The sequence below is a fragment of the Streptomyces rapamycinicus NRRL 5491 genome, from assembly GCF_024298965.1.
GTDB classification, from domain to species: Bacteria; Actinomycetota; Actinomycetes; order Streptomycetales; family Streptomycetaceae; genus Streptomyces; species Streptomyces rapamycinicus.
The window spans coordinates 981,376-1,004,681 of record NZ_CP085193.1 but is presented as its reverse complement, the minus strand read 5'-3'; the positions used below and the strand labels follow the sequence as shown (position 1 = coordinate 1,004,681).

Annotated in this window: 21 protein-coding genes; 15 read left to right on the top strand and 6 right to left on the bottom strand. The window is 70.5% G+C overall.

All coding sequences use genetic code 11. The annotated features are described in order from the left end of the window. Positions 1 to 18 precede the first annotated feature (18 nt). Both LIV37_RS04530 and LIV37_RS04525 read left to right on the top strand, forming a co-directional pair. Positions 19 to 1,512: a purine-cytosine permease family protein gene (locus tag LIV37_RS04530; protein ID WP_020865916.1), complete on the top strand. Its 1,494-nt coding sequence runs from the start codon at positions 19 to 21 to the stop codon at positions 1,510 to 1,512. After that, positions 1,509 to 2,519, top strand: a complete 1,011-nt coding sequence (locus tag LIV37_RS04525) for a PfkB family carbohydrate kinase (protein ID WP_020865915.1) — start codon at positions 1,509 to 1,511, stop codon at positions 2,517 to 2,519. Before LIV37_RS04530 ends, LIV37_RS04525 begins: the two co-directional genes overlap by 4 nt. Positions 2,520 to 2,577: 58 nt before the next feature. Here LIV37_RS04525 and LIV37_RS04520 read toward each other — a convergent pair whose 3' ends face one another. Further along, on the bottom strand, positions 2,578 to 3,207 hold the full coding sequence (locus tag LIV37_RS04520) for a TetR/AcrR family transcriptional regulator (protein ID WP_020865914.1): 630 nt from the start codon (positions 3,205 to 3,207) through the stop codon (positions 2,578 to 2,580). A 203-nt stretch (positions 3,208 to 3,410) separates the two neighbouring features. Between LIV37_RS04520 and LIV37_RS04515 the strand changes: the two genes are divergently transcribed. The 3 genes from LIV37_RS04515 to LIV37_RS04505 all read left to right on the top strand — a co-directional run bounded on the left by LIV37_RS04515 (position 3,411) and on the right by LIV37_RS04505 (position 5,339). After that, a complete protein-coding gene (locus tag LIV37_RS04515; RefSeq protein ID WP_020865913.1) occupies positions 3,411 to 4,112 on the top strand; it encodes an SDR family oxidoreductase in 702 nt (233 codons plus the stop codon). A 64-nt stretch (positions 4,113 to 4,176) separates the two neighbouring features. After that, the gene (locus LIV37_RS04510; RefSeq protein WP_020865912.1) at positions 4,177 to 4,599 is read left to right on the top strand and encodes a tautomerase family protein; all 423 of its coding nucleotides are present in this window, start codon (positions 4,177 to 4,179) and stop codon (positions 4,597 to 4,599) included. A gap of 137 nt (positions 4,600 to 4,736) precedes the next feature. Beyond that, positions 4,737 to 5,339 carry a DJ-1/PfpI family protein gene (locus LIV37_RS04505; RefSeq protein ID WP_020865911.1) on the top strand — a complete coding sequence of 201 codons (603 nt, stop codon included), beginning with the start codon at positions 4,737 to 4,739 and terminating at the stop codon, positions 5,337 to 5,339. An 83-nt stretch (positions 5,340 to 5,422) separates the two neighbouring features. Here LIV37_RS04505 and LIV37_RS04500 read toward each other — a convergent pair whose 3' ends face one another. From LIV37_RS04500 to LIV37_RS04490, 3 genes are read right to left on the bottom strand one after another with little or no spacing between them, the layout of a single operon-like run. Continuing rightward, on the bottom strand, positions 5,423 to 6,226 hold the full coding sequence (locus LIV37_RS04500; protein WP_020865910.1) for a siderophore-interacting protein: 804 nt from the start codon (positions 6,224 to 6,226) through the stop codon (positions 5,423 to 5,425). 39 nt (positions 6,227 to 6,265) lie between these two features. After that, positions 6,266 to 7,174, bottom strand: coding sequence for a PDR/VanB family oxidoreductase (locus LIV37_RS04495; RefSeq protein WP_020865909.1), 909 nt, complete (start codon positions 7,172 to 7,174; stop codon positions 6,266 to 6,268). A gap of 35 nt (positions 7,175 to 7,209) precedes the next feature. Continuing rightward, positions 7,210 to 7,839, bottom strand: a complete 630-nt coding sequence (locus tag LIV37_RS04490) for an MSMEG_1061 family FMN-dependent PPOX-type flavoprotein (RefSeq protein WP_020865908.1) — start codon at positions 7,837 to 7,839, stop codon at positions 7,210 to 7,212. Between the two features lie 171 nt (positions 7,840 to 8,010). Here LIV37_RS04490 and LIV37_RS04485 point away from each other — a divergent pair, with 171 nt between their 5' ends. After that, the gene (locus LIV37_RS04485) at positions 8,011 to 8,706 is read left to right on the top strand and encodes a TetR/AcrR family transcriptional regulator (protein WP_020865907.1); all 696 of its coding nucleotides are present in this window, start codon (positions 8,011 to 8,013) and stop codon (positions 8,704 to 8,706) included. Positions 8,707 to 8,721: 15 nt separating this feature from the next. On the opposite strand, the gene asnB is transcribed toward LIV37_RS04485, so the two are convergent. Then, positions 8,722 to 10,554 (bottom strand): asparagine synthase (glutamine-hydrolyzing), encoded by a 1,833-nt coding sequence (asnB, locus tag LIV37_RS04480; protein ID WP_121826237.1) that lies wholly within the window; start codon positions 10,552 to 10,554, stop codon positions 8,722 to 8,724. Positions 10,555 to 10,935: 381 nt separating this feature from the next. Here asnB and LIV37_RS04475 point away from each other — a divergent pair, with 381 nt between their 5' ends. Continuing rightward, positions 10,936 to 12,390, top strand: coding sequence for a glyceraldehyde-3-phosphate dehydrogenase (locus tag LIV37_RS04475; RefSeq protein ID WP_020865905.1), 1,455 nt, complete (start codon positions 10,936 to 10,938; stop codon positions 12,388 to 12,390). Positions 12,391 to 12,441: 51 nt separating this feature from the next. Here LIV37_RS04475 and LIV37_RS04470 read toward each other — a convergent pair whose 3' ends face one another. Then, a complete protein-coding gene (locus LIV37_RS04470) occupies positions 12,442 to 13,677 on the bottom strand; it encodes an ROK family transcriptional regulator (protein WP_020865904.1) in 1,236 nt (411 codons plus the stop codon). A gap of 242 nt (positions 13,678 to 13,919) precedes the next feature. Between LIV37_RS04470 and LIV37_RS04465 the strand changes: the two genes are divergently transcribed. The 8 genes from LIV37_RS04465 to LIV37_RS04430 all read left to right on the top strand — a co-directional run bounded on the left by LIV37_RS04465 (position 13,920) and on the right by LIV37_RS04430 (position 23,263). Beyond that, on the top strand, positions 13,920 to 15,071 hold the full coding sequence (locus tag LIV37_RS04465) for a Gfo/Idh/MocA family protein (RefSeq protein ID WP_121825822.1): 1,152 nt from the start codon (positions 13,920 to 13,922) through the stop codon (positions 15,069 to 15,071). Then, positions 15,068 to 15,988, top strand: coding sequence for a sugar phosphate isomerase/epimerase family protein (locus LIV37_RS04460; RefSeq protein ID WP_020865902.1), 921 nt, complete (start codon positions 15,068 to 15,070; stop codon positions 15,986 to 15,988). The genes LIV37_RS04465 and LIV37_RS04460 overlap by 4 nt, the downstream gene beginning before the upstream one ends. Positions 15,989 to 16,036: 48 nt before the next feature. Beyond that, a complete protein-coding gene (locus LIV37_RS04455; RefSeq protein ID WP_020865901.1) occupies positions 16,037 to 17,146 on the top strand; it encodes a Gfo/Idh/MocA family protein in 1,110 nt (369 codons plus the stop codon). Positions 17,147 to 17,185: 39 nt separating this feature from the next. Further along, complete coding sequence (locus LIV37_RS04450; protein WP_020865900.1) at positions 17,186 to 18,079, top strand: sugar phosphate isomerase/epimerase family protein; 894 nt, start codon at positions 17,186 to 17,188, stop codon at positions 18,077 to 18,079. A 103-nt stretch (positions 18,080 to 18,182) separates the two neighbouring features. Next, positions 18,183 to 19,688, top strand: a complete 1,506-nt coding sequence (locus tag LIV37_RS04445; RefSeq protein ID WP_020865899.1) for an ABC transporter substrate-binding protein — start codon at positions 18,183 to 18,185, stop codon at positions 19,686 to 19,688. A 40-nt stretch (positions 19,689 to 19,728) separates the two neighbouring features. Further along, positions 19,729 to 20,670, top strand: coding sequence for an ABC transporter permease (locus LIV37_RS04440; RefSeq protein ID WP_020865898.1), 942 nt, complete (start codon positions 19,729 to 19,731; stop codon positions 20,668 to 20,670). Continuing rightward, complete coding sequence (locus LIV37_RS04435; RefSeq protein WP_020865897.1) at positions 20,667 to 22,439, top strand: dipeptide/oligopeptide/nickel ABC transporter permease/ATP-binding protein; 1,773 nt, start codon at positions 20,667 to 20,669, stop codon at positions 22,437 to 22,439. Before LIV37_RS04440 ends, LIV37_RS04435 begins: the two co-directional genes overlap by 4 nt. Next, the gene (locus tag LIV37_RS04430) at positions 22,436 to 23,263 is read left to right on the top strand and encodes an ATP-binding cassette domain-containing protein (protein ID WP_020865896.1); all 828 of its coding nucleotides are present in this window, start codon (positions 22,436 to 22,438) and stop codon (positions 23,261 to 23,263) included. Before LIV37_RS04435 ends, LIV37_RS04430 begins: the two co-directional genes overlap by 4 nt. Positions 23,264 to 23,306: the final 43 nt, after the last annotated feature.

Sequence of the window (23,306 nt, the reverse complement as noted above, 5' to 3'; positions counted from 1 at the left end):
AGAAAGACAGGTACCACCATGGCGGCTTCAGAGAACGACCGCGTCGGCTCCGTGGAGACCAGAGGCATCGAGCCGGTTCCCGACGCCGAGCGCCACGGCCACGCGAGCCAGATGTTCTGGACCTGGTTCGCCGCGAACATCAGCATCCTCGGCCTGCCGCTCGGCGCGGCGCTGGTCAGCTTCCGCGGCCTGAACATCTGGCAGGCGGCCGTCGTGGCCATCCTCGGCTCCTTCGGCTCCTTCGCCCTGGTGGGCGCCCTCAGCATCGCCGGGAAGCGGGGCGGAGCGCCCGCCCTCACCCTCTCCCGCGCGGTGTTCGGGGTCCGTGGCAACGCGGGGCCCACACTGGTCACCTGGATGAGCCGGCTCGGCTGGGAGACCATCAACACCACCACGGCCGCCTTCGCCCTGCTGGCGCTGCTCGACGCCGCCTTCGGCATCCGGCGGAACACCGTCCTCACCGTGGTGTGCCTGCTGGTCTTCATCGGCTGCACCCTGCTGATCAGCGGCCTGGGCCACGCCACCATCATGTGGATCAACAGGTGGGCCAGCTATGTCTTCGGGCTGCTGAACCTGGTCGTGATCGGCTTTCTCGCCACCACCGTGGACTGGGGCAAGGTCTTCCACGCCCAGGTCGGGCCGGTGAGCTCGATGGTCGTGGGCGTCGGCATGATCGCCGCCGGTACCGGGATCGGCTGGGCCAACACCGGGGCCGACTACGCCCGTTACCTGCCCCGCCGGATTCCCGGCGGCAGGCTGGTGGCCGCTTCCGCCTTCGGTGCCGGTATCCCGCTGGTGGTGCTGATCTCGCTGGGCTCGCTCCTCGCGGCGGGTGAACCCGATCTGGCCTCTGCCTCCGACCCCGTCTCGGCGATCAACACGATGCTGCCGTCGTGGATGTCGATCCCGTATCTGATCGCCGCGTTCGGCGGACTGCTGCTCTCCAACCACCTGTCCGTCTACTCGGCGGGGCTCACCATGATCACCCTGGGGATACGGGTCCGGCGCACCCTCGCCGTCGGCCTGGACGTGGTCGTCACCTTCGCGGGCGGGATCTACTTCATCCTGATCGCCAAGGACTTCTACGGCCCGTTCATCACCTTCCTGACCCTCCTCGCCGTCCCCATCAACGCCTGGGTGGGCGTCTTCGCGGTCGACCTGATACTCCGCCGGTCCTACGACGGCGCGGCCCTGATGGACGTCGGCCGCTCCAGCCGCTACTGGTTCCGGGGTGGGGTCGCCTGGGCCGCGATGATCGCCTGGGCGGCGGCCATCGTGGTGGGCCTGCTGTTCACCGAGGCCAGCACCAGCGCCACCGATGTGTGGTTCTCCGGGCCGCTCGCCCACAGCTGGATCGGGTCCAACGGGCTGGGATGGGTGGTGACCCTGGTGCTCGCGGCCGGTGTCTACGCCCTGCTGCGCCGGTTCGACGGCACCGTCCGCGAGGAGGCGTCCGCGCAACCGCCCCAGCAGCAGGTGCTGCCCGCCCCGGCCGCGCGGGAGGTCTCATGACCGGCCACCACGGCGTCCCCGGGGCCTCCGGCGAGGCCACGGGCGGTCGGCTGGTGCTGCTCGGCAACGCCATCGTCGACCTGGTGATGCGGGTGCCCGCACTGCCCGAGCGCGGCGGCGACATCGTCTCGCGGGACACCACGCTCACCACGGGCGGCGGATTCAACGTCCTCACCGCCGCCCGCCGCCTGGGCCTGCCGGCCGTGTACGCGGGCGCCCACGGCACCGGGCCGTTCGGCGACCGGGTCCGGGCGGACCTCGCCCGGACAGGCATCGAGGTGCCGCTGGATCCGGTCACGGACGAGGACACCGGATTCTGCGTGGCCTTCGTCGACGGCGGTGGCGAACGCACCTTCGCCACCAGCCTCGGCGCCGAGGCGCGGCTGACCGAGGCCCACGCGACGGCCGTGCTCGCCGCGCTGCGCCCCGGCGACCTGGTGCAGATCTCCGGATACGGGCTCGCCTACCCGGTGAACGGCCCGGTCCTGGCCTCGCTCGTGGCACGGCTGCCGGAGCACACCCGGGTCTTCCTCGACCCGGGCCCGCTGGCCGACCAGATCCCGGAGGAGGTGCTGGAGCCCGTGCTGGCGCGCTGCGACTGGGTCAGCTGCAACCAGCGCGAGGGGCGGCTGCTGACCGGCCGGGACGACGCCCGGGAGGCCGCGGCGGCGCTCGCCGCCCGGCTGGGCCCGCGCACCGGTGTGCTGCTGCGGGCCGACGCGGACGGCTGCTGGCTGGTCCCGCCCGGCGGCGAGCCCGCGCACATCCCCGGCCGCCGGGTGACCGCGGTCGACAGCAACGGCGCGGGCGACGCCCATACGGGAGCGTTCCTGGCCCTCCTCGGCCACGGGCTGGACCTGAGCGGCGCCGTACGGGGTGCCAACGCGGCGGCCGCCTTCGCGGTCACCCGGCACGGCCCCGCCACCGGGCCGACCGTCGGCGAGCTGCTGGACTTCCTCGACGGCGAGCCGCTCGCGGCGCGGCTGTCCTCGGCGCTCGGACGGTAGCCCCCGCCCGTCGGAATGCGGGCACCAGGTGAGTGCGAACCCCTGACGCGAGCGCGTTTCATTCGGCGGTGCCGGACGCGTCCTTCCCGTCAGGGGTGTGCTCATACGCGCTGAGGACGTGGTCGCGCACCGCGGCCAGGACGCGGTCCGACAGATCGTCCCCCGCGCAGGCCCGTGCCAGCACCAACGCCCCGACCATGGTGGACAGTTCGACGAGAACGGACTCCTCGTCGGCCGCCGTGTCGCCGGACGTCCTCGCGTTGCGCTCCATCCCGCCGATCAGGTTGCGCACACCTTCGATGTACGCCCCCTTGAGCGGGTCACCGGGCTCCGCGTGTGCGGCGTCCACCGCCAGCGCCGCGGCGGCGCACCCCAGGCCGGGGTTGTCGCGGTGCCGGGCGGACAGATAGGTGGCCAGGAAGGCGGCCCGGGCGCCGCTCGTGTCCTCGCCCTCGGGGGGTTCCTCCATGGCGGCGAGACGTTCGGCGAACGCGGCCGAGCACGCCTGGGCGACCAGGTCGTCCTTCGAGGCGAAGTGGCGGTAGAAGCCGCCGTGGGTCAGACCTGCCGCCGCCATCGCCTGGGGCACGCTCACCTTGTCGGCGCCGTGGGTGCGCACCAGCTTCGCGGTGGCCGCGATCACCTGCTCGCGGTGGCGTTCGGCCTCGGCTCGGGATGCTCGGGGCATGGTCGGTACTTCCTTCTGCGTGTGGTGCCGGACTGGGGTACCGGATGCCGGTACCGCGTCGATGATATTTGCGGCCCATTTTAGATGATGCTAATAATCTATTTTGGCGCGCCGCCGTTGGGCCGCGGCCCCATGGGCCGCCGTCCCCGCCGGTTCGTGCGCGCGATTCGACACGTTCGACACGTTCGACAGGGAGGTCCGACATGGTTGCGATCGATGGTTCCGTGGTGCTGGTGACCGGAGGCCAACGTGGCATCGGCAAGGCGTATGTGGAGGCACTGCTCCGGCGTGGGGCGGCGAAGGTCTACGCGACGGCGCGGAAGCCCGCCCCCGGCGAGGACCCGCGGGTAGAGGCCGTTTCCCTCGACGTCAACGACGCGGACGCGGTCGCCGCGCTCGCCGGCCGGGCCACGGATGTGGACATCGTCATCAACAACGCGGGAGTGCTCCTGCCCGCGCCACTGCTGACGGCGGACATGGCCGACGTGGTGGCCACGTTCGAAACGAATGTCTTCGGGCCCCTCCGGGTGGCCCGAGCGTTCGCCCCGGTCCTCGCCGCGCGGGGTGGCGGCGCGTTGGTCGACATGCACTCCGTACTGTCCTGGGGCGCCGGCGCGGCCGCCTACGGCGCATCGAAGGCCGCCCTGTGGTCGATCACGAACTCCCTCCGCATCGAGCTGGCGGAGCAGGGGACCCAGGTGGTCGGGGTGCACCTCGGGCTCGCCGACACCGACATGGTCGCCGGGATACCGAGTCAGAAGATCTCCCCGGCCGAGGTCGTGGAGGCGGTCCTGGACGGCGTCGAGAGCGGCGGCAACGAGGTGCTCGTCGACGCCGTGACCCGGCAGATGAAGGCGGCGCTCGCCGGGCCGGTGGAGGGCCTCACCGTCCGTCTCGGAGGCTGACCGCCCGCCGCGGACGGCCGCTCGTCGCCACCGTTCGACCTCACTCGTCCTGAAGGAGAGAGCAATGCCCCTGTGGCACGTCTACCATCCGGTCGACGCCTACTCCGCGGAACAGAAGCGGCAGTTCGCCGCGGACGTCACGGAGTACTACACCCGGGTCGGTCTGCCGAAGTTCTACGTCGTCACCCTGTTCCACGAGGTCCCCGAGTCCTCGTTCCTGGTCGGCGGGGAGCCGTCGGACAACACCGTCCGGGTCGTGGTCGAGCACATCGCCCGCCACTTGACGGACCCCGAGGTGCGGAAGAAGGGCACCGAGGGGCTCAGCCGCCTGCTGGCCCCTCACACCCGGGACCGCGGGCTGCGCTGCGAGTTCCACGTCGACGAGACGCCCCGGGATCTCTGGATGATCGACGGGATGTGGCCCCCTCCCTCGCGCAGCGAAGCCGAGCAGCTCTGGGCGCGGGAGAACCGCCCGGTGGCGTACTGACCGCGACCGCGACTGCGGCTCTGACCCGGACCGCGACCACGTCGCGGCAGCGCGAGGCCGCCGGCATCGATCGGCGGCCTCGCCCCCTCCCCGTGAAATCCGTGGCCGGGCGGGGAAGGGTCTGATTGGATCGAGGTATGGCCCAGGAAGACACACGGAAGATCGGGATCCTGCTGTTCCCGGACGTGGAGGAGCTCGACGCCATCGGTCCTTGGGAGGTGCTGTCCTACTGGACGCGCAACTTCGCCGAGGACGGCTGGCAGGTGTTCTGCTTCTCCGTCGATGGAAACCCCGTGACCTGCGCGAAGGGGCTCACCGTCGCGGCCCATCACGCGATGGCCGACCTGCCCGCTCTGGATGTGCTGCTGCACCCCGGCGGCCAGGGCACCCGGCCCCAGCTCGGGGACGAGCGGCATCTGGACTGGGTCCGGGCCCAGCGGCGATCCGTACCCCTGATGACGAGCGTGTGCACGGGCTCGCTGGTCTACGCGGCGGCCGGACTGCTGACCGGGCGGCCCGCGACCACGCACTGGGCGTCGCTGGACCGGCTCGCCGAGCTCGACCCGACGATCGACGTACGGCCCGACGAGCGGTTCGTCGACGACGGCGACCTGATCACCTCCGCGGGGGTCTCGGCCGGTATCGACATGGCCCTTCATCTGGTCGCCAGGCTGGCGTCGCCGGAGCGCGCACGCCAGGTGCGGCGTGGCATCCAGTACGACCCGCGGCCACTGGTGTGAGCTCAGAGCCTGTGTCATATCCCCGGTCGGATCAGCGTGCGTGCCAGGCGTCGCACGCCCGGCCGGGGATATGACACAGGCTCTCAGCCGGGGCTGGAACGGCCGTGCCGCCAGTAGCCGAAGAACGCGATGTCCGGCTTCGGCACACCGCGGTCGCGCACCAAGTGGCGGCGCAGCCCGGTGGCCAGTCCGGCCTCCCCGGCGACCCAGGTGTAGAACCGGCCAGGGCGCAGCGACGACGCTCTGACCGCGTCGAGGGCCAGCTCGCCGGGCCGGGTGTCCGCGCCGTCCCGGGCCAGCCATCGCACCCGTACGCCCTCGGGAGCGCTGATGTCCGTACGGATGTCGGCGGTCCCGGGCACCTCCAGGAAGACGTCCGCCACCAGTGACGCCGGAGCGTCCTCGAGGATGGCGAGGATCGCGGGTACGGCGCTCTCGTCCCCGGCCAGCAGCTGCCATTCGGCATGGGCCGGTGGCAGATAGCTCATGCCCATGTCGAAGATGCCCGCCGGGTCGCCGGGCCGGGCGCGGCGGGCCCAGGTGGAGGCCGGGGTGTCGCCGTGCAGGGCGAACTCGATGTCCACCTCGCCGAGTTCGGGCCGGGCGCGCCGGATGGTGAAGTTGCGCACCCATGGGCGGCGTGACTTCGGCAGGAGGAGTATTTCCGCCATCCACGCCTCACTGGAGAGCCTCGGCATCCTCAGCCCGTCCTGCCCTTCGCGGGGGAAGAACAGCCGCACGGTCTGGTCGAAGCCCATGGGCTTGAGATGCTCCAGTTCGGGTCCGCCGAGGGTGATGGTCGAGAAGGCGGGTGTCAGCGATGTGTTCCGGCGCACCTCCAGCGTGATCATCTGCCGTGATTCGGGCGTGCGTGTCTTGGGCAACATGTCGTTCCTCGCGTTGAGTCGGGGCCGCTCGCCGGCTGGTCACAGATCCACGACGAGCCGCGGGGACAGGGCGCGGGACACACAGGCGTACATCCGGCCCGCGGGGGCGCCGATGTCGTCCCGGTGCTCCGGTTCGCCGTCGAGTACGGCCACTTCGCAACTGCCGCAGACGCCTTCGCGGCATCCGGACGCCACGGGGAATCCGGCGTGGGTCAGGGCGTCCAGCAGCGACTCGTCGCCGGGCACCTGAACCGTCCGCCCCGACCGGGCACACACCGCCTCGAACGCCGTGTTGGGCGCGAACGTCCTGGGCGCCGGGCGGAACCGCTCCGCGTACAGCCGCCCCGAGGGGAACACGTCCTCCGCCGCGGCGAGCATCGGTCCGGGGCCGCAGGCGTAGACCACGGCACCGGGGCTCAGCGCGGAGGCCAGAGCGGCGAAGTCCGGCCTGCCCTGCTGCCGCGTGGCGACGATCCGCACCTGGTCGCCGTAGGAGGCGCGCAGTTCGTCGACGAAGGGCATGGACGCCACCGACTGCCCCAGGTACACGAGCGACGCCGGGACGCCCGACGCGGCCGCCGCCCGCAGCATCGGCAGGATCGGGGTGATGCCGATCCCGCCGGCGAGGAAGAGGTACTCCGGCGCGGGGAGCAGCGGGAAGTGGTTCCGCGGCTGCGACACATCGAGGGCGCGGCCCCGGCGCAGGAACCGGTGGATGTACTCCGAACCGCCCCGGCTGAGGCGGTCGTGGCGTACCGCGACGCGATAGGACTCCCGGTCCGCCGGGTCTCCGCACAGCGAGTACTGGCGGGTCAGCCAGTTCGGCAGCGCCAGGTCGATATGGGCGCCCGGCTCCCAGGGCGCCAGCGGGCCGGTGGCGCCCCGCAGGACGAGGGAGACGACGTCTTCGGCGACCTGCTCGATGTGGTCGACGACGGTCTGTTGCATCGTTGATTCACCTTGTGCCGTGGTTTGTGCCGTGGTCAGTAGAGTTTCCGGTAGCCCTCTTCGAGAGCCTGTGTGAGCGCCATAGGGTCGATGTCCACCCCGAATTGGGAGCTGGCGATCTCGCCGACCGACGGAATCTCGTCGGCGAGGGCCTGGCTCGCGGGATCCCACAGCCGGGAGCGGATGAGCGCGCGGCCACAGTGGAAGTACGCCTCCGCCACTTCGACGACGATCGCCAGCACCGGATCCTTGGCCTCGGTGCGCATCCGGGCGAGCACGTCGGGGTCGTCGGTGGGGTAGGCGCGGCCGTTGACCCGCAAGGTCTCCCGGAGCCCGGGGATGAGGAAGAGCAGCCCGATCCCGTCGTTCTCGGCGAGGTTGCGGAAGGAGTCGGCGATCTTGTTGCCGGGGCGGTCGGGAATCGCGAGCGTGCGGTCGTCCAGGACCTTCACGAACCCCGGGTAGTCGCCACGGGGGGAGCAGTCGGCGCGCCCCTCCGCGTCCGCCGTGGCCATGGACAGGAAGGGGGAGTGCGCGATGAAGAGGCGGAAGTACTCGTCGATATGGTCCTGGATCTTGCCCTTGACCATGGCCTCGGGCTCCCCGAGCAGGGCGTGGACCTCGGTCGGCGACAACCGCCGGGGGCGTGTGCTGGTCTGCGTCATGAGGACTCCTTCCGGGAGGGGTGGAGCGGAGGGCGCGGGGCCCGTGCCGGTCGCCTCCCGCCTCCCTGCCGACGACGGTGGCTCACCGCTCCGCCGCAGTTCATGGCACTATTGTGAGCAATTACTCAGGTCTCGCGCCACTCGCTTTCGAGGCGCTGTGCAGGAGGTGTCATGACGACCGGCCGTCGTGGACTTCAGCCACGTAAACAGCCACGCCAGGCCCGGGCCGAGCTCACCCGGCAGCGCATCCTCACCGCCGCTGCTCACGTTTTCGCCGAGTACGGCTATGCCGCCGGGACCACCAATCGCATCGCCGAGCGCGCCCGGATCTCGATCGGCTCGCTGTATCAGTACTATCCGAACAAGGACGCGATCCTGGCCGAGCTGCTGACCCGTCACCTCGACGCCGGGGGAGACGCCATCAGGAGCCGTCAGAACGAGGAGCAGCCCGACTCCTTTGAAGAGATCATCCGCGGTTTCGTGCGCGCGGTGATCGAGAACCACCTCGATGACCCGCAGCTGCTCCGCGTCATGATGGAACACGGGCCACGGTCGCCCGAGTTGTTCGAGAAGATCACCCGGCACGAGCGGGATCGGGTCGTCTACACCCAGGAGCTGCTCGAGCGCCATCCCGAGGTCCGGGTCGAGGACACCCATGTCGCCGCCCGGCTGGTCGTCTCCACGGTCGAGCTCATCGTCCACCAGCTCATCGCGGCGCCCGGCTCCATCGACACCACCCGGCTGGAGAACGAACTCGTCGCGATGCTCACCCGCTATGTCACGGCCGCGCCGGGCGGGGCCGGCGGGGTTGAGCGGCCACGGGACGAGGGACGGGCACCCGGTGGCCCGGGTGCCCGTCCCTCGTGATGTGTGATGGGTGAATCAGTCGATCGTGATGATGGGCTTGCGCAGGTCGAACCATGCCGCCAGGTCGAGGGCGCGTTCGACGGTGGCGCGCTGCTGAGCGGTGATGACCTCCGCCGGTGCGTCGAGCGCCTCCCTCAGCGTCTCGATGCGGCACAGTTCGAGGGCCGGGTGTCCCGAGGTGATGAGGTCGCCCGCCTGCCGCCTGATGGCGGCGAGATACGCGGGGTCGAAGCTGCCCGGGTAACCGCTCTTCTTACGGTTGGCCACGGACTCGGGCAGCACATCGCGGGTGGCCTCGCGCAGGATGCTCTTCTCCCGTCCGTCGAATGTCTTCAGCGACCAGGGAGTGTTGAAGACATAGGAGACGAGGCGGTGGTCGCAGAACGGCACCCTGACCTCCAGGCCGACGGCCATGCTCATCCGGTCCTTGCGGTCCAGCAGGGTGTTGACCATGCGGGTGAGGTGCAGATAGCAGACCTGCCGCATGCGCTTCTCCAGACCGGTCTCGCCGTCCTTGAGCGGGACTTCGTCCAGGGCGCTGCGGTAGTGGTCGTGCAGGTAGGTGTCCAGGTCGAGCTTCTCGGTGAGGTCCTGGGACAGCAGGTCCTTGGTGTCGCCGAGCGTCAGCCCTCCGGCGAGCCACGGAAAGGTGTCGGCCTCGCGCCGCTCGTCGTGGAACCACGGGTAGCCGCCGAAGACCTCATCGGCCGACTCGCCCGACAGGGCCACGGTCGACTGTTCGCGAACGGCCTTGAACAGCAGATAGAGGGAGTTGTCCCGGTCGCCGAGCCCGATGGGCAGATCCCTCGCCGCGATGGCCGCCTGCCTGACGGCCGGGTCGGACAGGGCGGAGCCGTCGAGCACGATGTCCCGGTGGTCGCATTTCACATGCTCGGCCACGGCGTGCACATACGGGGTGTCGACGCTGGGCGCCACGTCGATCGCGCGGAAGTTCTCCGCCTGTCCGGGGAAGTCCACGGCGAAGCTGCGGACGGTCTCGCCGTGTTCGCCGAGTTTGCGGGCGGCGAGCGAGGTCATCGCCGAGGAGTCCAGCCCCCCGGAGAGCAAGGTGCAGCGGGGCACGTCGGCGACGAGCTGACGGGCGATGATGTCCTCCAGGAGCTCCCGCACATGGGCGACGGTCGTCTCCTGGTCATCGGTGTGCTCGGTAACCTCCAGACGCCAGTACGCCTGCTCACGAAGTCCATTGCGGTCGACGACGGCGATGTGGCCGGGGCGCAGCTCCTTCATGCCCTTCCAGATCGCATGGCCCGGGGTCTTGGCGAACGAGAAGATCTCCCGCAGTCCGTCCAGACCGACCTCGGGGGCGGCGAGCGGATTGGCGAGTATGGCCTTGGGCTCGGATCCGAAGAGGACGCCGTCGTCGGTCTCGTAGTAGTAGAACGGCTTGATGCCCATCCGGTCCCGGATCATCACCAGCTTCTCGGTACGGGAGTCCCAGATGGCGAAGGCGTACATGCCGTTCAGTTTCTCGGTGAGGGATTCGCCCCACTCGACGTAGCCGCGCAGTACGACCTCGGTGTCGGAGTCGGTGGTGAAGCCGTGACCCCTGCGGCGCAGTTCGTCGCGCAGCTCGGTGAAGTTGTACGCCTCACCGGAGTAGACCATGCTCACGGGGCCATCGGCCGTGTCGACGGCCATGGGCTGCGCCCCGCCGGGCAGGTCGATGACGGCCAGCCTGCGGTGCCCGAGCGCCGCCCTGCCGGTCACCCACGCTCCGGCCGCGTCCGGGCCCCGGCAGGCCATCGTCTCCGTCATGGTGTCGAGGACCTGGCGGTGGGAGGTCAGATCGCGACGGTAGGAGACCCAGCCGGTGATGCCGCACACAGTGATCATCCCTTTCACTCAGCGGGAGATGGTTGCCTGTGAAAACCATCTACCTCTCCGGAGGGGGATCGCTACCGGGAGCTGATCTCTGGGGGAGTGGTATTTCTCACTGGTAAATTCCTGTTAATGGTAAGTTTCGCCGTGAGTGCTGTCCGAAAAACGACGCCCACTAAGTCGCTATTTTACGGCTGATATCCGCGTCGTAATTCATCGGGGAATGACCGGCGGTATACGAAAGAGAAGGAACGGCGCCGTGTCGTTCGGCCGGGCATGCGGGGGCCGTGCCGGGGGTTCGCGTGGTGCGGCTGGCGGGGGGCGCCGACGCCGCCCATGACCTGGGGAGCTAGCATATGAGCGCCACCTAGCTCGAAAGATAAACTTGTGACTCTCAACGAGGACTCGTTCACCAACTGGAAGCACCGCGAGGAGATCGCGGAGTCGATGATCCCGCTCATCGGGAAGCTGCACCGGGAGCGGGACGTCACGGTCCTGCTGCACAGCCGCTCCTTGGTGAACAAGTCGGTCGTCAGCATCCTGAAGACCCACCGATTCGCCCGTCAGATCGCCGGTGCGGAGCTCTCGGTCACCGACACCCTGCCGTTCCTGGAGGCGCTCACCGCGCTGGATCTCGGCCCCTCCCAGATCGACATCGGCTTGCTCGCCGAGGCGTACCGGGCCGATGACCGCGGCCTCTCCGTGGAGGAGTTCACCGCCGGGGCCGTCGCCGGGGCCACCGGGGCCAACAAGATCGAGTGCCGTGAGGGACGCGATGTCGTCCTCTACGGGTTCGGACGGATCGGGCGGCTGGTCGCCCGTCTGCTCATCGAGAAGGCCGGGTCCGGCAACGGGCTGCGGCTGCGGGCCGTCGTCGTCCGCGGGAGCGGCGGGCGGGCCGGTGAGGATCTCGTCAAGCGGGCCTCGCTGCTGCGCCGCGACTCCATCCACGGCCAGTTCCAGGGCACGATCACCGTGGACGAGGCGAACAGCAAGATCATCGCCAATGGCAACGAGATCAAGGTGATCTACGCCGACGACCCGGCGTCGGTGGACTACACGGCGTACGGCATCAAGGACGCAATCCTCATCGACAACACCGGCAAGTGGCGCGACCGCGAAGGGCTGTCCAAGCATCTGCGCCCCGGTATCGACAAGGTGGTGCTGACCGCGCCGGGCAAGGGCGACGTCCCCAACGTCGTCCACGGTGTCAACCACGACACGGTCAAGCCGGACGAGCAGATCCTCTCCTGCGCCTCCTGCACCACCAACGCGATCGTCCCGCCGCTGAAGGCGATGGCGGACGAGTACGGCGTGCTGCGCGGCCATGTGGAGACCGTCCACTCGTTCACCAACGACCAGAACCTGCTGGACAACTACCACAAGTCCGACCGCCGTGGCCGCTCGGCGCCGCTCAACATGGTCATCACCGAGACCGGTGCCGCCTCCGCGGTGGCGAAGGCCCTGCCCGACCTCGATGCGAAGATCACCGGCAGCTCGATCCGCGTCCCGGTACCGGACGTCTCGATCGCGATCCTCAATCTGCAGCTCGCGCGGGAGACCACCCGCGAGGAGGTCCTGGACTATCTCCGCGATGTGTCCCTGACCTCGCCGCTCAAGCGCCAGATCGACTTCATCAGCGCCCCCGACGCGGTCTCCAATGACTTCATCGGCTCGCGCCACGCCTCGATCGTCGACGCGGGCGCCACCAAGGTCGAGGGCGACAACGCGATCCTCTACCTCTGGTACGACAACGAGTTCGGCTACTCCTGCCAGGTCATCCGCGTCGTCCAGTACGTCTCCGGGGTGGAGTACCCGACCTACCCGGCCGCGGTGGTCTGACGCTCGCCACGGCAACGGTCCCGCTTCCGGACCCGTCCGGAAGCGGTCCGCCTACTCACCCGTTCCGGACATGTCGGCCAGCAGCCGTACGATGCCCGCCGGCCCGAAGACGTCCTGGGTGGCGAGGGCGATGCCGCCGTGGAGCCCGGAACCGCCCTTGAACTGTGTCGCGGTGATGGTCAGTTTGCGGGTGGCCAGCGGGAGGGCGCGCTGGTACACGACGGCTCGTACGGCGGAGACCAGGTCGTCGCGGAGTTCGCTCAACGGACCGGCCAGGATGATGCTGCGCGGATTGAACATATGGACCAGCACGGCCACCACCTCGCCGATCTCCGTGGCCGCCTGACGTACCGCGTGCAGTGCGGCCGGGTCGCTGTCGGCGACCCGCTGGGCGAGCACACGGGTGCCGTGCAGCAGGTCGTCGTCGGTCGACTCGGGGATGCCGAGGCCGCGCAGGACGGCGCGGTGGGAGGCGATCGCCCCGACACAGCCGACGTTGCCGCAGACACACAGGACGTTGCTTCCGCCCACGGCGCGGGTGTGGCCGATGTCGCCCGCCGCGCCGTCGGCGCCGCGGTACACATCCCCGCCCGCGGTGATGAGGCCGGCCCCGATACCGCTTGCGATCTTGATGCAGAGCAGGGGTGTCTCCGCCCCGCCCTGCTCGGCCTCTCCCAGTGCCATCAGATTGACGTCGTTGTCCACCACGACCGGGGCGCGGAAGCGCTCCCGGAGGTGGTCGGCGACGGGATAGCCGTCCCAGCCGGGCATGCCGGTGGGCTGCACCGCGCAACCCTGCTGGAAGTCCACCGGCCCGGGGAGGCCGACGACCACCTCGCGCACCCGGCCGGGATCGCGGTCGTGCTCTTCCAGTAGCCGTCGCAGCCGTTCGGACACCGCGTCCAGCACGGTCCGCGGGCCCGCGTCGATCCGGACGTCGACCGTGTCCTGTGCGATCAGCCGTCTGCTGAGGTCGGCGATGGCCAGATGGGAGACGGCGGTGTCGATGTCCACGGCGAGGACGGTTCCGGCCCGCGGGCTGATCGTCAGCACCCGGGGCGGCCGGCCGCGGACGGACCGCCTGGACTCGACCTCCTGGAGGATGCCGTTGCCGACGAGGTTCTCCACCTGCTGGCCCACGGTCGACCGGGCCAGGCCGCTGCGCCGCGCGAGTTCCGCGCGGTTGGTAGCCGCCCCGGAGACCACGAGTCCCAGCACCCGGCGCAGTGCGAGGGGAACCGATGCGGTGGCGCTTGATTCCTCCGCGTAGCCGTCGTCTTTATGCATTCCTGGGACCGTAATGTTGCCCCCTTCGGTTCGTCAATGCTCCTCTCCTCGGGCACCGCCCATGGACCGTCTGGGCAGGTGATCACCGACACTGATCGGGCAGGCCCGTGGAAGTTTGGCCATTTTTAGGCCTTGAAAAAAATTAAATATGCCGCCTTGTGCTTGCTGGCTGAACTAAACCAGGGTGATGCGCAGCGCGGCGTCGGACCGCGATCGGCGGTTGGACGTCGGAGGTGCGTCAGATGAGTGGTTCGCTTCGAGCGGTGGTTTCCGGCGCCGGGATGATCGGTGCCGTGCACGCGGCCGCGATCCGTGCGAGCGGCGGAGAACTCGCGGGAGTGGTGGCCTCGACTCCCGAGCGCGGTGCGCTGGCCGCGGAGAAGTGGCGGGTGCCCGCCCGCTACCCGGACTTCGAGGCGGTGCTCGCCGACGACAGCGTGTCGGTCGTCCATGTGTGCACCCCGAACGCGCTGCACGTCGGCCAGGCGGAGGCGGCACTGCGCGCGGGCAAGCATGTGATCTGCGAGAAGCCGCTCGCCACCGCGACCGCCGACGCGCGGCGGCTGACCCGCCTGGCGGAGGAGGCGGGACTGGTCCTCGCGGTCCCCTTCGTCTACCGCTACCACCCGCTCGTCCGGGAGCTCCGGGAGCGACGGCTGCGTGGCGAGTTCGGCGCCTGGCAGCTGATCCACGGCAGCTATCTCCAGGACTGGATGCTCTCCGAGGACGCCATGTCCTGGCGGGTCGACCCGTCCGAGGGCGGCCCTTCCAGGGCGTTCGCGGACATCGGGTCCCACTGGTGCGACCTGGTCGAGTGGGTCGCCGGAATCCGCTTCACCGAACTCACCGCGAGGCTCGGCACCACGGTTCCCACCCGGCCCGCCGGTACGGGTGCCACCTTCTCCGCCACGGGGGAGGGCCGGCGGGTCCGGGTGCGCACCGAGGACGTGGCGACCGTACTGCTGCGCACCGACGGCGGGACCCTGGCCACGCTGACGGTCTCCCAGGTGTCGGCGGGCCGCAAGAACCGGCTGTGGTTCGAACTCGACGGCGCGCGGGGCAGCGCGGTCTTCGACCAGGAGAACCCCGAGACCGCGTGGCTCGGCGCACCGGACGGGGCGCGGGTGCTGTTCCGCGATCCCGGCCATGGATCGGCCGAGCAGCGACGGCTCTCCCGGCTGCCCGCCGGCCACGGCCAGGGCTATGCCGACTGCTTCCACTCCTTTGTCGACGACGCCTACGCGGCGATCCGCGGCGAACCGCGCGAGGGGCTGCCCACCGGAGCGGACGGCGTCCGCTCGGCACGGCTCACCGAGGCCGTGCTGACCTCCTCCGCCTCGCTGACCTGGGCCGATGTCGACCCCACTGCCATAGCCCTGGAGAACACCGCATGAAACTCGGCATGCTCACCGCCTGTCTGCCCCAGCTCTCCCTCGCCGAGATCGCCGCATGGGCGGGCAAGACGGGCTACGAGGCCCTGGAAGTCGCGGCCTGGCCGCGCACCGGAGGCCGGGACTTCGAGGCCGCGCATCTGCCCGTGGCCGGTTTCGGCGAACGCGAGGCCGACGAGACCCGGGCACTGTTCGAGCGCCACCGCCTCCACCTCTCGGCCCTGGCGTACTACGAGAACAACCTCCACCCCGACACCGCGCGCCGCGCGGAGGTCCACGCCCATCTCAGGGCGGTGATCGACGTCGCGGCGGCGCTGGAGGTCCCGTACGTGGGCACCTTCGTGGGCCGCGACTGGACCCGGCCGGTGGCGCGGAACCTGGCAGAGGCCGAGAAGGTCTTCCCCCAACTCGTCGAGTACGCCGGGGAGAAGGGCGTCCGCCTCATCATCGAGAACTGTGTGATGGAGGGCTGGCACCCGGACGGCTACCCGGGCAACCTGGCCTACTCGCCCGAGCTGTGGGAGTGGATGTTCTCCCTCGGGCTGTATCTGAACTGGGATCCGTCGCATCTGACGTGGATCGGCGTCGACCCGGTGAAGACCATCGCGCCGTATGCGGACAGGATCGTGCACGCCCAGGCCAAGGACCTCCAGATCCTGCCCGGAGCGATCGACCGCTACGGGGTCTTCGGCAAGGCGGTCCGGCGGGAGGACCCGTGGGACACCGGCTGGTGGCGCTACCGCGTACCCGGCCGGGGCCAGGTCGACTGGAACGCCGTGGTGGACGCCCTCTACGAGCATGGTTTCACCGGGACCCTCTCCGTCGAACACGAGGACCCGGTGTGGGGCGGCACCGAGGAGAAGGTCAAGACCGGCCTCGAGATCGCCCACGGCACACTGCGCCCGCTGATCGTCGCCTGACGGCCACTCATCCGCTCCACGCACACCCACCACGATCGCAGGTGATTCATGGCTCAGCACACCGCACGCCACCGCATCGGGATCCTGGGCGCGGGCAACATCTTCGGCCGCTATGCCGAAGGGCTGCGCACCTTTCCGGAACTCGACGTGATCCGCGTGGCCGACGTCGACACGGCCCGCGCTCGGCGGGCCGCGTCCGAGTACGCCATACCGGCCTGGGGCGACCCCGGCGAACTGCTCGACGACGACGCCGTCGAGATCGTCATCAACATCACCCCGCCGGCGTTCCACGCGAAGACCGTCATCGCCGCGCTGGAGGCGGGCAAGCACGTCTACGTCGAGAAGCCGCTCGCCGCCACCGTCGAGGAGGCCCGCGAGGTCCTCGACGCCGCCGAGCGCAGCGGGAGGCTGCTGGGCTCGGCCCCGGACACCTTCCTCGGCAGCGCCGTGCAGACCGCCCGGCACGCCGTCGACACCGGCCTGATCGGCGAACCCGTCGGTGCCACCGCCTTCGTGCGGTCCAGCAGGTCCGAGACCTGGCACCCGGACCCCCGGGCCTTCTACGGGCCGGGCGGCGGGCCCGTACTCGACATGGGCCCCTACTACCTGGCCGCGCTCGTCAACTGCCTCGGCCCGGTCCGGCAGGTGTCCGCCGCCACCCGCGTCGGCGCGAAGACCCGCGAGGTCACCAGCCCCGAGCGGGTGGTCGACGAGATCACCGTCGAGGTCCCCACCCATGCCTCGGCCGTGCTGACCTTCGCCTCCGGAGTCATCGGCACCACCCTGATGAGCTTCGACGTCTGGGACACCGAACTGCCCCGTATGGAGATCTACGGCACCGAGGGCACCGTCTCGCTGCCCAACCCCAACTGCTTCGACGGCGATGTCCGGGTCAGGCGCCACCACGACGACGACTGGGAGGTGCTCACCCCGGTCACCGAACTCTTCGGCGCCGTGAACACCCCCGAGCAGCACCGCCGGGGCCTCGGCGTACACGACCTCGCGGGCGCCGTCCACGGCGGCCCGCACCGCGCCAATCCGCGATTCGCCTTCCACACCCTCGAGGTGCTGGCCGCCTTCGAGACCGCGCAGCGGGAGAACCGGGTCGTCGCGATCGTGAGCGGCTGCGAACGCCCCCAGCCGCGCACCGCCCACTGACCCCGGCCCTCGACCGCGCCACCGAAAGGACCACCGACCATGAAGATCAGGCAGGACCGCCTCGCCATCAACCCCCTTCAGTGGGTCGCGAGCGCCGACGGCTGGATCGACCCCACCCTCGCCCCGTCGCTCGACCGGCAGCTCGAGGTCATCCGCGACGCGGGCATCACGGCCCTGCACAGCGCGGTGCCCGGCGACATGACCCCCGGGGCATACGCGGCCCGGCTCGCCGACCACGGCATCAGCCCGGCGCCCGGCTACATACCCGTCCGGCTCCCCGGGGACGAGGCCGAACTGCGCACGTTCCGCGACAACGCGGCGCGCGTCGCCGAACAGCACGCGGCGCTGGGCGTGCCCACCGTCTTCCTCGCCATGGGAATGGCGAAGGACGCCGAGCGGGTGGTCCGCCCCGCGGTCGGCCACCTCGCCGACCGGGACCGGCTGGAGCGGGTACGGGACCTGCTGGCCGAGATCGCCGGGGTCATCCGGACACACGGCATCACCCCCGCCTTCCACCCGCACGTGGGCACCTGGGCCGAGACCGAGGAGGAGACCCGCTTCGTCCTGGACACCGTCGACGCGTCCGTCCTCGGGTTCGGGCCCGACATGGGCCATCTGGCCTGGGCGGGCGGAGATGCCGCACAGCTGGTGCGCGACTACGCGGACCGGGTGGCGAGCGTCCACATCAAGGACCTGGACCTCGGCCTCGCGGCCCAGGCCAGGGAAGCGGGCTGGGACTACCGCAAAACGGTGCTCGCGGGGCTGTGGTCGGAGCCGGGCCACGGAAACGCCGACATCGAGGGCTTCGTCGGCGCGCTGCCGGACGACTTCGACGGCTGGCTGATCATCGAGGTCGACCGGGGGGCCCGGCCGAGCCCGGAGGAGAGCGTGCGGCTGTGCGGGGAGTGGGCCACCCGGCACGCGCGGCCATGACCGGGTTACGCGGAGCGGAACCGGCCGGTGCACGGCGCGGAGGCAGGACGACCCGGGGGGACATCGAGGTGATCCGACACATGAACCAGGTGGAGAGCAGACCATGCGCAAGACAGTGGCGTTCATCGGCGCCGCACTTCTGACAGCGACGGCGACGGCCTGTGGCGGCGGAGCGTCCGCCGGCGGCGACACGACCCTCACCCTCGCCGAGTCCGTCACGGCCACGCCGTGGGACCTGGCCAAGGCCAGCCTCGGCCCCGAGTCCCAGTACTACCAGCCGGTCTTCGACACGCTGGTCCGGCTCGACAGGAACGGCGAGCCCACCCCCAACCTGGCCACATCGTGGTCGTACGACAAGCCCCAGACGACGCTGACGCTCAAGCTGCGCACCGGGGTGAAGTTCACCGACGGCACGGCCCTCGACGCGGACGCCGTCAAGCGGAACCTGCTGCACACCAGGAGCGGCGCCGCCTCGGCGGCCGGTGAGATCCGCGACATCAGCGGCGTCGACGTCATCGACGCCCACACCGTGGCCATCCATCTGAGCCACCCCAGCGCGTCCCTGCTTCCGGCGCTGGGCCAGGTCTCCGGCATGATGGCCGGCCCCGAGTCGCTGGAGGACCCGAAGACCCCGGTGGGCTCGGGCCCGTACAAGCTGGACACGTCGGCCACCACCGCGGGCCAGACGTACACCTACACCCGCAACCCCGGCTACTGGAACAAGAAGGCCTACCCCTACGACAAGGTCGTCATCAAGTACCTGTCCGACCCGACCGCGCGCACCAACGCGCTGCTGTCCGGCCAGATCGACGGCGGCACGGTCAACCTCAATCGGGTGAAGACCGTGCAGGCCCGCGGCCTGAAGGTCGCCACCTACCAGCCCGGCGACGTCGAGGGGCTCTACATATGGGACCGGGCGGGAAAGAAGGTGCCCGCCCTGGGAAAGCGAGAGGTCCGGCAGGCACTCAACTACGCCTTCGACAAGAAGGCCATGCTCAAGTCGGCCAAGACCGGACTGGGCACGCCCACCGCGCAGCTGTTCGCGCCCGGTGAGGACGGCCATGACGCCCGGCTCGAGGACACCTACTCCTACGACCCGGCCAAGGCCAGGAGACTGCTGGCCGAGGCCGGCTATCCCAAGGGCTTCTCCGTCACCCTCCCGGACCTCTCCGCGGCCTTCCCCCGGGAGCAGGCCGCGCTCACCCAGGCCCTCAAGGACATCGGCGTCAAGGTGAAGCTGGACAATGTGCCCGGCGACCAGATCTTCAGCAGCATGCTGTCCGGCAAGTACGCGATGTCGTACTTCAAGCTCGGCGCGCCCACGGGATGGGACAAGGTCCAGCTGCAACTGACCGGGAAGTCGACCTGGAACCCGTTCAAGTACCACGACCCGAAGGCCGACCACCTCATCACCCGCATCGGCAAGGCCACCGGCCCGCGGCGCGACGCGCTGTTCAAGCAGCTCAACGCCTATGTCGTCGACCAGGCGTGGAACGCGCCCTGGAGCGTCGTGGCCAACGCCTACGCCACCGCGAAGGGCGTGACGACGACCCCGCAGGCCGGCCTCCAGTACCCGCCGCTGCACGCCTACGCGCCGGCGGCGAAGTAGCCACCGGCCCGATCCGACCGCGGAAGGAGGAAGACCGACCGTGCTCACCTTTCTGATCCGGCGCATCGCCGCCGGCGCGGCCCTGGTCGCCGTCGTGGCCACCGCCACGTTCCTGCTGCTGAACCTCACGGGGACCGACGTCGCCCGCAACATCCTGGGCGAGACCGCCACCCGGTCCGCCGTGGCCGCCAAGAGCCATGAACTCGGCCTGGACCAGCCCCTGGTGGAGCGCTACTGGCACTGGGCCGAGCAGGCCCTGCGGGGCGACCTGGGCACCTCGTGGTTCACCGGCGACCCGGTGAACCAGTCCCTGATGGACACCCTGCCGGTCACCCTCTCCATCGTGCTCGCCGGCCTGCTGATCGCCGCGGTCCTCAGCGTCGCCCTGGGCACGGCGGCGGCGCTGCGCGGCGGCTGGGTGGACCGCGTGGTGCAGTTCGCCGCGGTGCTGGGCACCGCGGTACCCAGCTTCCTGATCGCCCTGGTCCTCGCCGTCACCCTGGCGGTCCGGCTCGGATGGCTGCCGGCCACCGGCTATGTCGCCATCGACGCCTCCGTCGTCGACTGGCTCCGCTCGATCACCCTGCCCGCGGTGTCGCTGGCCGTCGCCGCGACCGCCGCCACCGCGATGCAGGTGCGGGGCGCGCTGATGGACGTGTTGCGCGCGGACTACGTGCGCACCCTGCGCAGCCGGGGCCTCAAGCCCCGCAGCATCGTGTTCCGGCATGCGCTGCGCAACGCCGCCCCGCCCGCCCTGACCGTGCTCGCCCTCCAGTTCATCGGGCTGATCAGCGGCGCCGTCGTGGTGGAGAAGGTGTTCGGCCTGCCGGGCATCGGCACCCTCGCCAACTCGGCCGCCGTACGCGGCGACGCGCCCGTGCTGCTCGGCACGGTCGTGGTGACCGTCGCCATCGTCGTCGCCGTCAATCTGCTGCTGGACATCGCGTACGGCTGGCTCAACCCCAAGGTGCGTGTCTCATGACCGCTGTGGAGTCCGCTCCGGTCCCCAAGCGGGACCACCTCCTGCGCCGGACGCTGCGCGACCCGCTGGCCGCCGCCTGCCTGGCCGTCCTGGTCCTGGTGGTCGTCGCGAGCCTGGCGGCGCCCCTGTTCACCGGCCATGCCCCCGACCGCAGCGTCATGGCGGACACCCTCGCGCCCGCCTCGGGCGCCCATCCGCTCGGCGCCGACGGTGTCGGCCGGGATGTGCTCTCGCGGCTGCTGTACGGGGGCCGCACCAGCCTCCTGGGCGGTGGCCTCGCCGTTCTCGTCGCCTTCGCCGTCGGCGGGCCGCTCGGTGTGATCAGCGGCTTCTTCCGCGGCTGGTTCGACGCCGTGGCCGGCTGGATCGTCAACGTCATCATGGCCGTGCCCGCCATCATCGTGATGCTCGTGGTGATGGCCGCCGTCTCGCAGGACCTCAACGTGGCCATGGTCGTCCTGGGCGTCATCATGGCCCCGATGGTCTTCCGGCTCATCCGGGCGTCCGTGGTCGCGGTCCGCGAGGAGCTGTACGTGGACGCCGCCCGCGTCTCGGGGCTCGGCGACGGGCGCGTCATGCGCCGCCATGTGCTGCCCGTGGTGGTCGCGCCGTCGGTCATCCAGGCGACCCAGGTGTTCGCCGTGGCGATCGGCATCCAGGCCGGGCTGGCCTTCCTCGGTCTGGGCAAGGCGTCCCAGGCCAGCTGGGGCGCGATGCTGGGCGACGCCTTCACCAACGTCTACGACGCGCCCGTGCTGCTGGTGTGGCCGGGCGCCGCGATGGGCCTGACCATCCTGGCGTCGAGTCTGCTGGGCAACGCGGTGCGCGACGCGCTGGGCACCACCGAGCGCCGGAGCCCGGCGAAGAAGCGCCACAAGCGCGTTGTGCGCGGCGGCGCACCGGCCGCCGACGTACCGGCCGACCGCCTCCTCACGGTGGAGGGACTGAGGGTCGGCTACCCGAGGCCCGGCGGTGACAGGACGGTGGTCGACGGGGTGAGCCTCACCGTGTCACGCGGAGAAGTCCTGGGCCTGGTGGGCGAGTCCGGATCGGGCAAGAGCCAGACGGCGTTCGCCGTCCTCGGACTGCTGCCGGACGACGCCGAGGTGGTGGCCGGGCGGCTGGCCTTCGACGGACAGGACCTGCTGGGCATGGACACCGCCGCCCTGAACCGGCTGCGTGGCCACGGGATCGGATACGTCCCCCAGGAGCCCATGTCCAACCTCGACCCCTGCTTCCGGATCGGCTTCCAGCTCGTGGAGCCCATGCGCACCCACCTCGGGCTGTCCCGCGCCGAGGCCCGCACCAGGGCGCTGGGGCTGCTGGAGCGGGTCGGCATCCCCGATCCGGAGCGGGTGTTCAGGGCGTATCCGCATCAGGTCTCGGGTGGTATGGCGCAGCGTGTGCTCATCGCCGGTGCCGTCTCCTGCGACCCCCGGCTGCTGATCGCCGACGAGCCGACCACGGCCCTGGACGTCACCGTCCAGGCCGAGGTGCTGGACCTGATGCGCTCCCTCCAGCAGGAGCACGCCATGGGGATGGTCCTGGTCACCCACGACTTCGGCGTGGTGGCCGACATCTGCGACCGGGTCGCGGTGATGCGGGGCGGGCGGATCGTGGAGACGGCGCCGATGCGGCAGATCTTCGCGGCGCCCGGGCACCCGTACACCCGGACGCTGCTGGCCTCGACGCTCGACGGCGGTCCGGTCCGGGGCGAACCGTCCGGCCCCCCGTGTGCCGATCAGCCTCTCAAGGGGGTGACGTCATGACCGCTCCGCTCCTCGAACTCGACGACGTCGTGGTGGAGTACCCCGGGAAGGGCCGTGGCGGGAAACCCTTCCGGGTCCTGCACGGCATCTCCCTGACCATCGCCCCCGGTGAGACCCTGGGCCTGGTCGGCGAGTCCGGCTCCGGCAAGACCACCCTGGGCCGGGCCGTCCTCGGCCTCGCGCCCGTCACCGGCGGTGAGGTCCGGTACGGCGGAAGGGCCATCTCCCGGCTCGGCAAGCGGGAGCGGCGCGCGCTCAGCAAGGACATCCAGGTGGTCTTCCAGGACCCGTTCACCTCGCTGAACCCGGCCATGACGGTCCTGGACATCCTCACCGAACCGCTGCTGGTGACCGGCGTCGCCCGGCGGGACGCGGAACAGCGGGTGCGGACCCTGCTCGACCGTGTGTACCTCCCGCACGACTCGGTGCGCCGGCTGCCCCGGGAGTTCTCCGGTGGCCAGCGCCAGCGGATCGCCATCGCGCGCGCCCTGTGCCGGGACCCCAGGCTCATCGTCTGCGATGAACCGGTCAGCGCCCTCGACCTGACGACGCAGGCCCGGGTGCTCGACCTGTTCACCGAGATCCAGGAGGCCACGGGCGTGGCGTACCTCTTCGTCACCCATGATCTGTCCGTGGTCCGGCACATCAGCCACCGGGTGGCCGTGCTGTACCGTGGCGACATCGTGGAGACGGGCGCCGCCGCCCAGGTCACCGAGGCACCGGAGCACGCCTACACGCGGCGGCTGTTGCTCGCGGCGCCGGTGCCGGACCCCGACCGCCAGGCGCGGCGCCGGGCCGAACGGCTGAAGGAGGCCGCCTCATGACCTTCCGCATCCGGGGGCTCGACCGGGTTCACCGGCGGGACGG

What these genes read in the sequence shown, in the direction of transcription:
- LIV37_RS04495 (WP_020865909.1), bottom strand. Translation starts at nt 7,174, where the DNA reads ATGCAACAGACCGTCGTCGACCACATCGAGCAGGTCGCCGAAGACGTC.
- LIV37_RS04450 (WP_020865900.1), top strand. Translation starts at nt 17,186, where the DNA reads ATGAAGATCAGGCAGGACCGCCTCGCCATCAACCCCCTTCAGTGGGTC.
- LIV37_RS04500 (WP_020865910.1), bottom strand. Translation starts at nt 6,226, where the DNA reads ATGTTGCCCAAGACACGCACGCCCGAATCACGGCAGATGATCACGCTG.
- LIV37_RS04505 (WP_020865911.1), top strand. Translation starts at nt 4,737, where the DNA reads ATGGCCCAGGAAGACACACGGAAGATCGGGATCCTGCTGTTCCCGGAC.
- LIV37_RS04470 (WP_020865904.1), bottom strand. Translation starts at nt 13,677, where the DNA reads ATGCATAAAGACGACGGCTACGCGGAGGAATCAAGCGCCACCGCATCG.
- LIV37_RS04460 (WP_020865902.1), top strand. Translation starts at nt 15,068, where the DNA reads ATGAAACTCGGCATGCTCACCGCCTGTCTGCCCCAGCTCTCCCTCGCC.
- LIV37_RS04455 (WP_020865901.1), top strand. Translation starts at nt 16,037, where the DNA reads ATGGCTCAGCACACCGCACGCCACCGCATCGGGATCCTGGGCGCGGGC.
- LIV37_RS04430 (WP_020865896.1), top strand. Translation starts at nt 22,436, where the DNA reads ATGACCGCTCCGCTCCTCGAACTCGACGACGTCGTGGTGGAGTACCCC.
- LIV37_RS04510 (WP_020865912.1), top strand. Translation starts at nt 4,177, where the DNA reads ATGCCCCTGTGGCACGTCTACCATCCGGTCGACGCCTACTCCGCGGAA.
- LIV37_RS04515 (WP_020865913.1), top strand. Translation starts at nt 3,411, where the DNA reads ATGGTTGCGATCGATGGTTCCGTGGTGCTGGTGACCGGAGGCCAACGT.
- LIV37_RS04465 (WP_121825822.1), top strand. Translation starts at nt 13,920, where the DNA reads ATGAGTGGTTCGCTTCGAGCGGTGGTTTCCGGCGCCGGGATGATCGGT.
- LIV37_RS04445 (WP_020865899.1), top strand. Translation starts at nt 18,183, where the DNA reads ATGCGCAAGACAGTGGCGTTCATCGGCGCCGCACTTCTGACAGCGACG.
- LIV37_RS04525 (WP_020865915.1), top strand. Translation starts at nt 1,509, where the DNA reads ATGACCGGCCACCACGGCGTCCCCGGGGCCTCCGGCGAGGCCACGGGC.
- LIV37_RS04530 (WP_020865916.1), top strand. Translation starts at nt 19, where the DNA reads ATGGCGGCTTCAGAGAACGACCGCGTCGGCTCCGTGGAGACCAGAGGC.
- LIV37_RS04435 (WP_020865897.1), top strand. Translation starts at nt 20,667, where the DNA reads ATGACCGCTGTGGAGTCCGCTCCGGTCCCCAAGCGGGACCACCTCCTG.
- LIV37_RS04490 (WP_020865908.1), bottom strand. Translation starts at nt 7,839, where the DNA reads ATGACGCAGACCAGCACACGCCCCCGGCGGTTGTCGCCGACCGAGGTC.
- LIV37_RS04520 (WP_020865914.1), bottom strand. Translation starts at nt 3,207, where the DNA reads ATGCCCCGAGCATCCCGAGCCGAGGCCGAACGCCACCGCGAGCAGGTG.
- LIV37_RS04485 (WP_020865907.1), top strand. Translation starts at nt 8,011, where the DNA reads ATGACGACCGGCCGTCGTGGACTTCAGCCACGTAAACAGCCACGCCAG.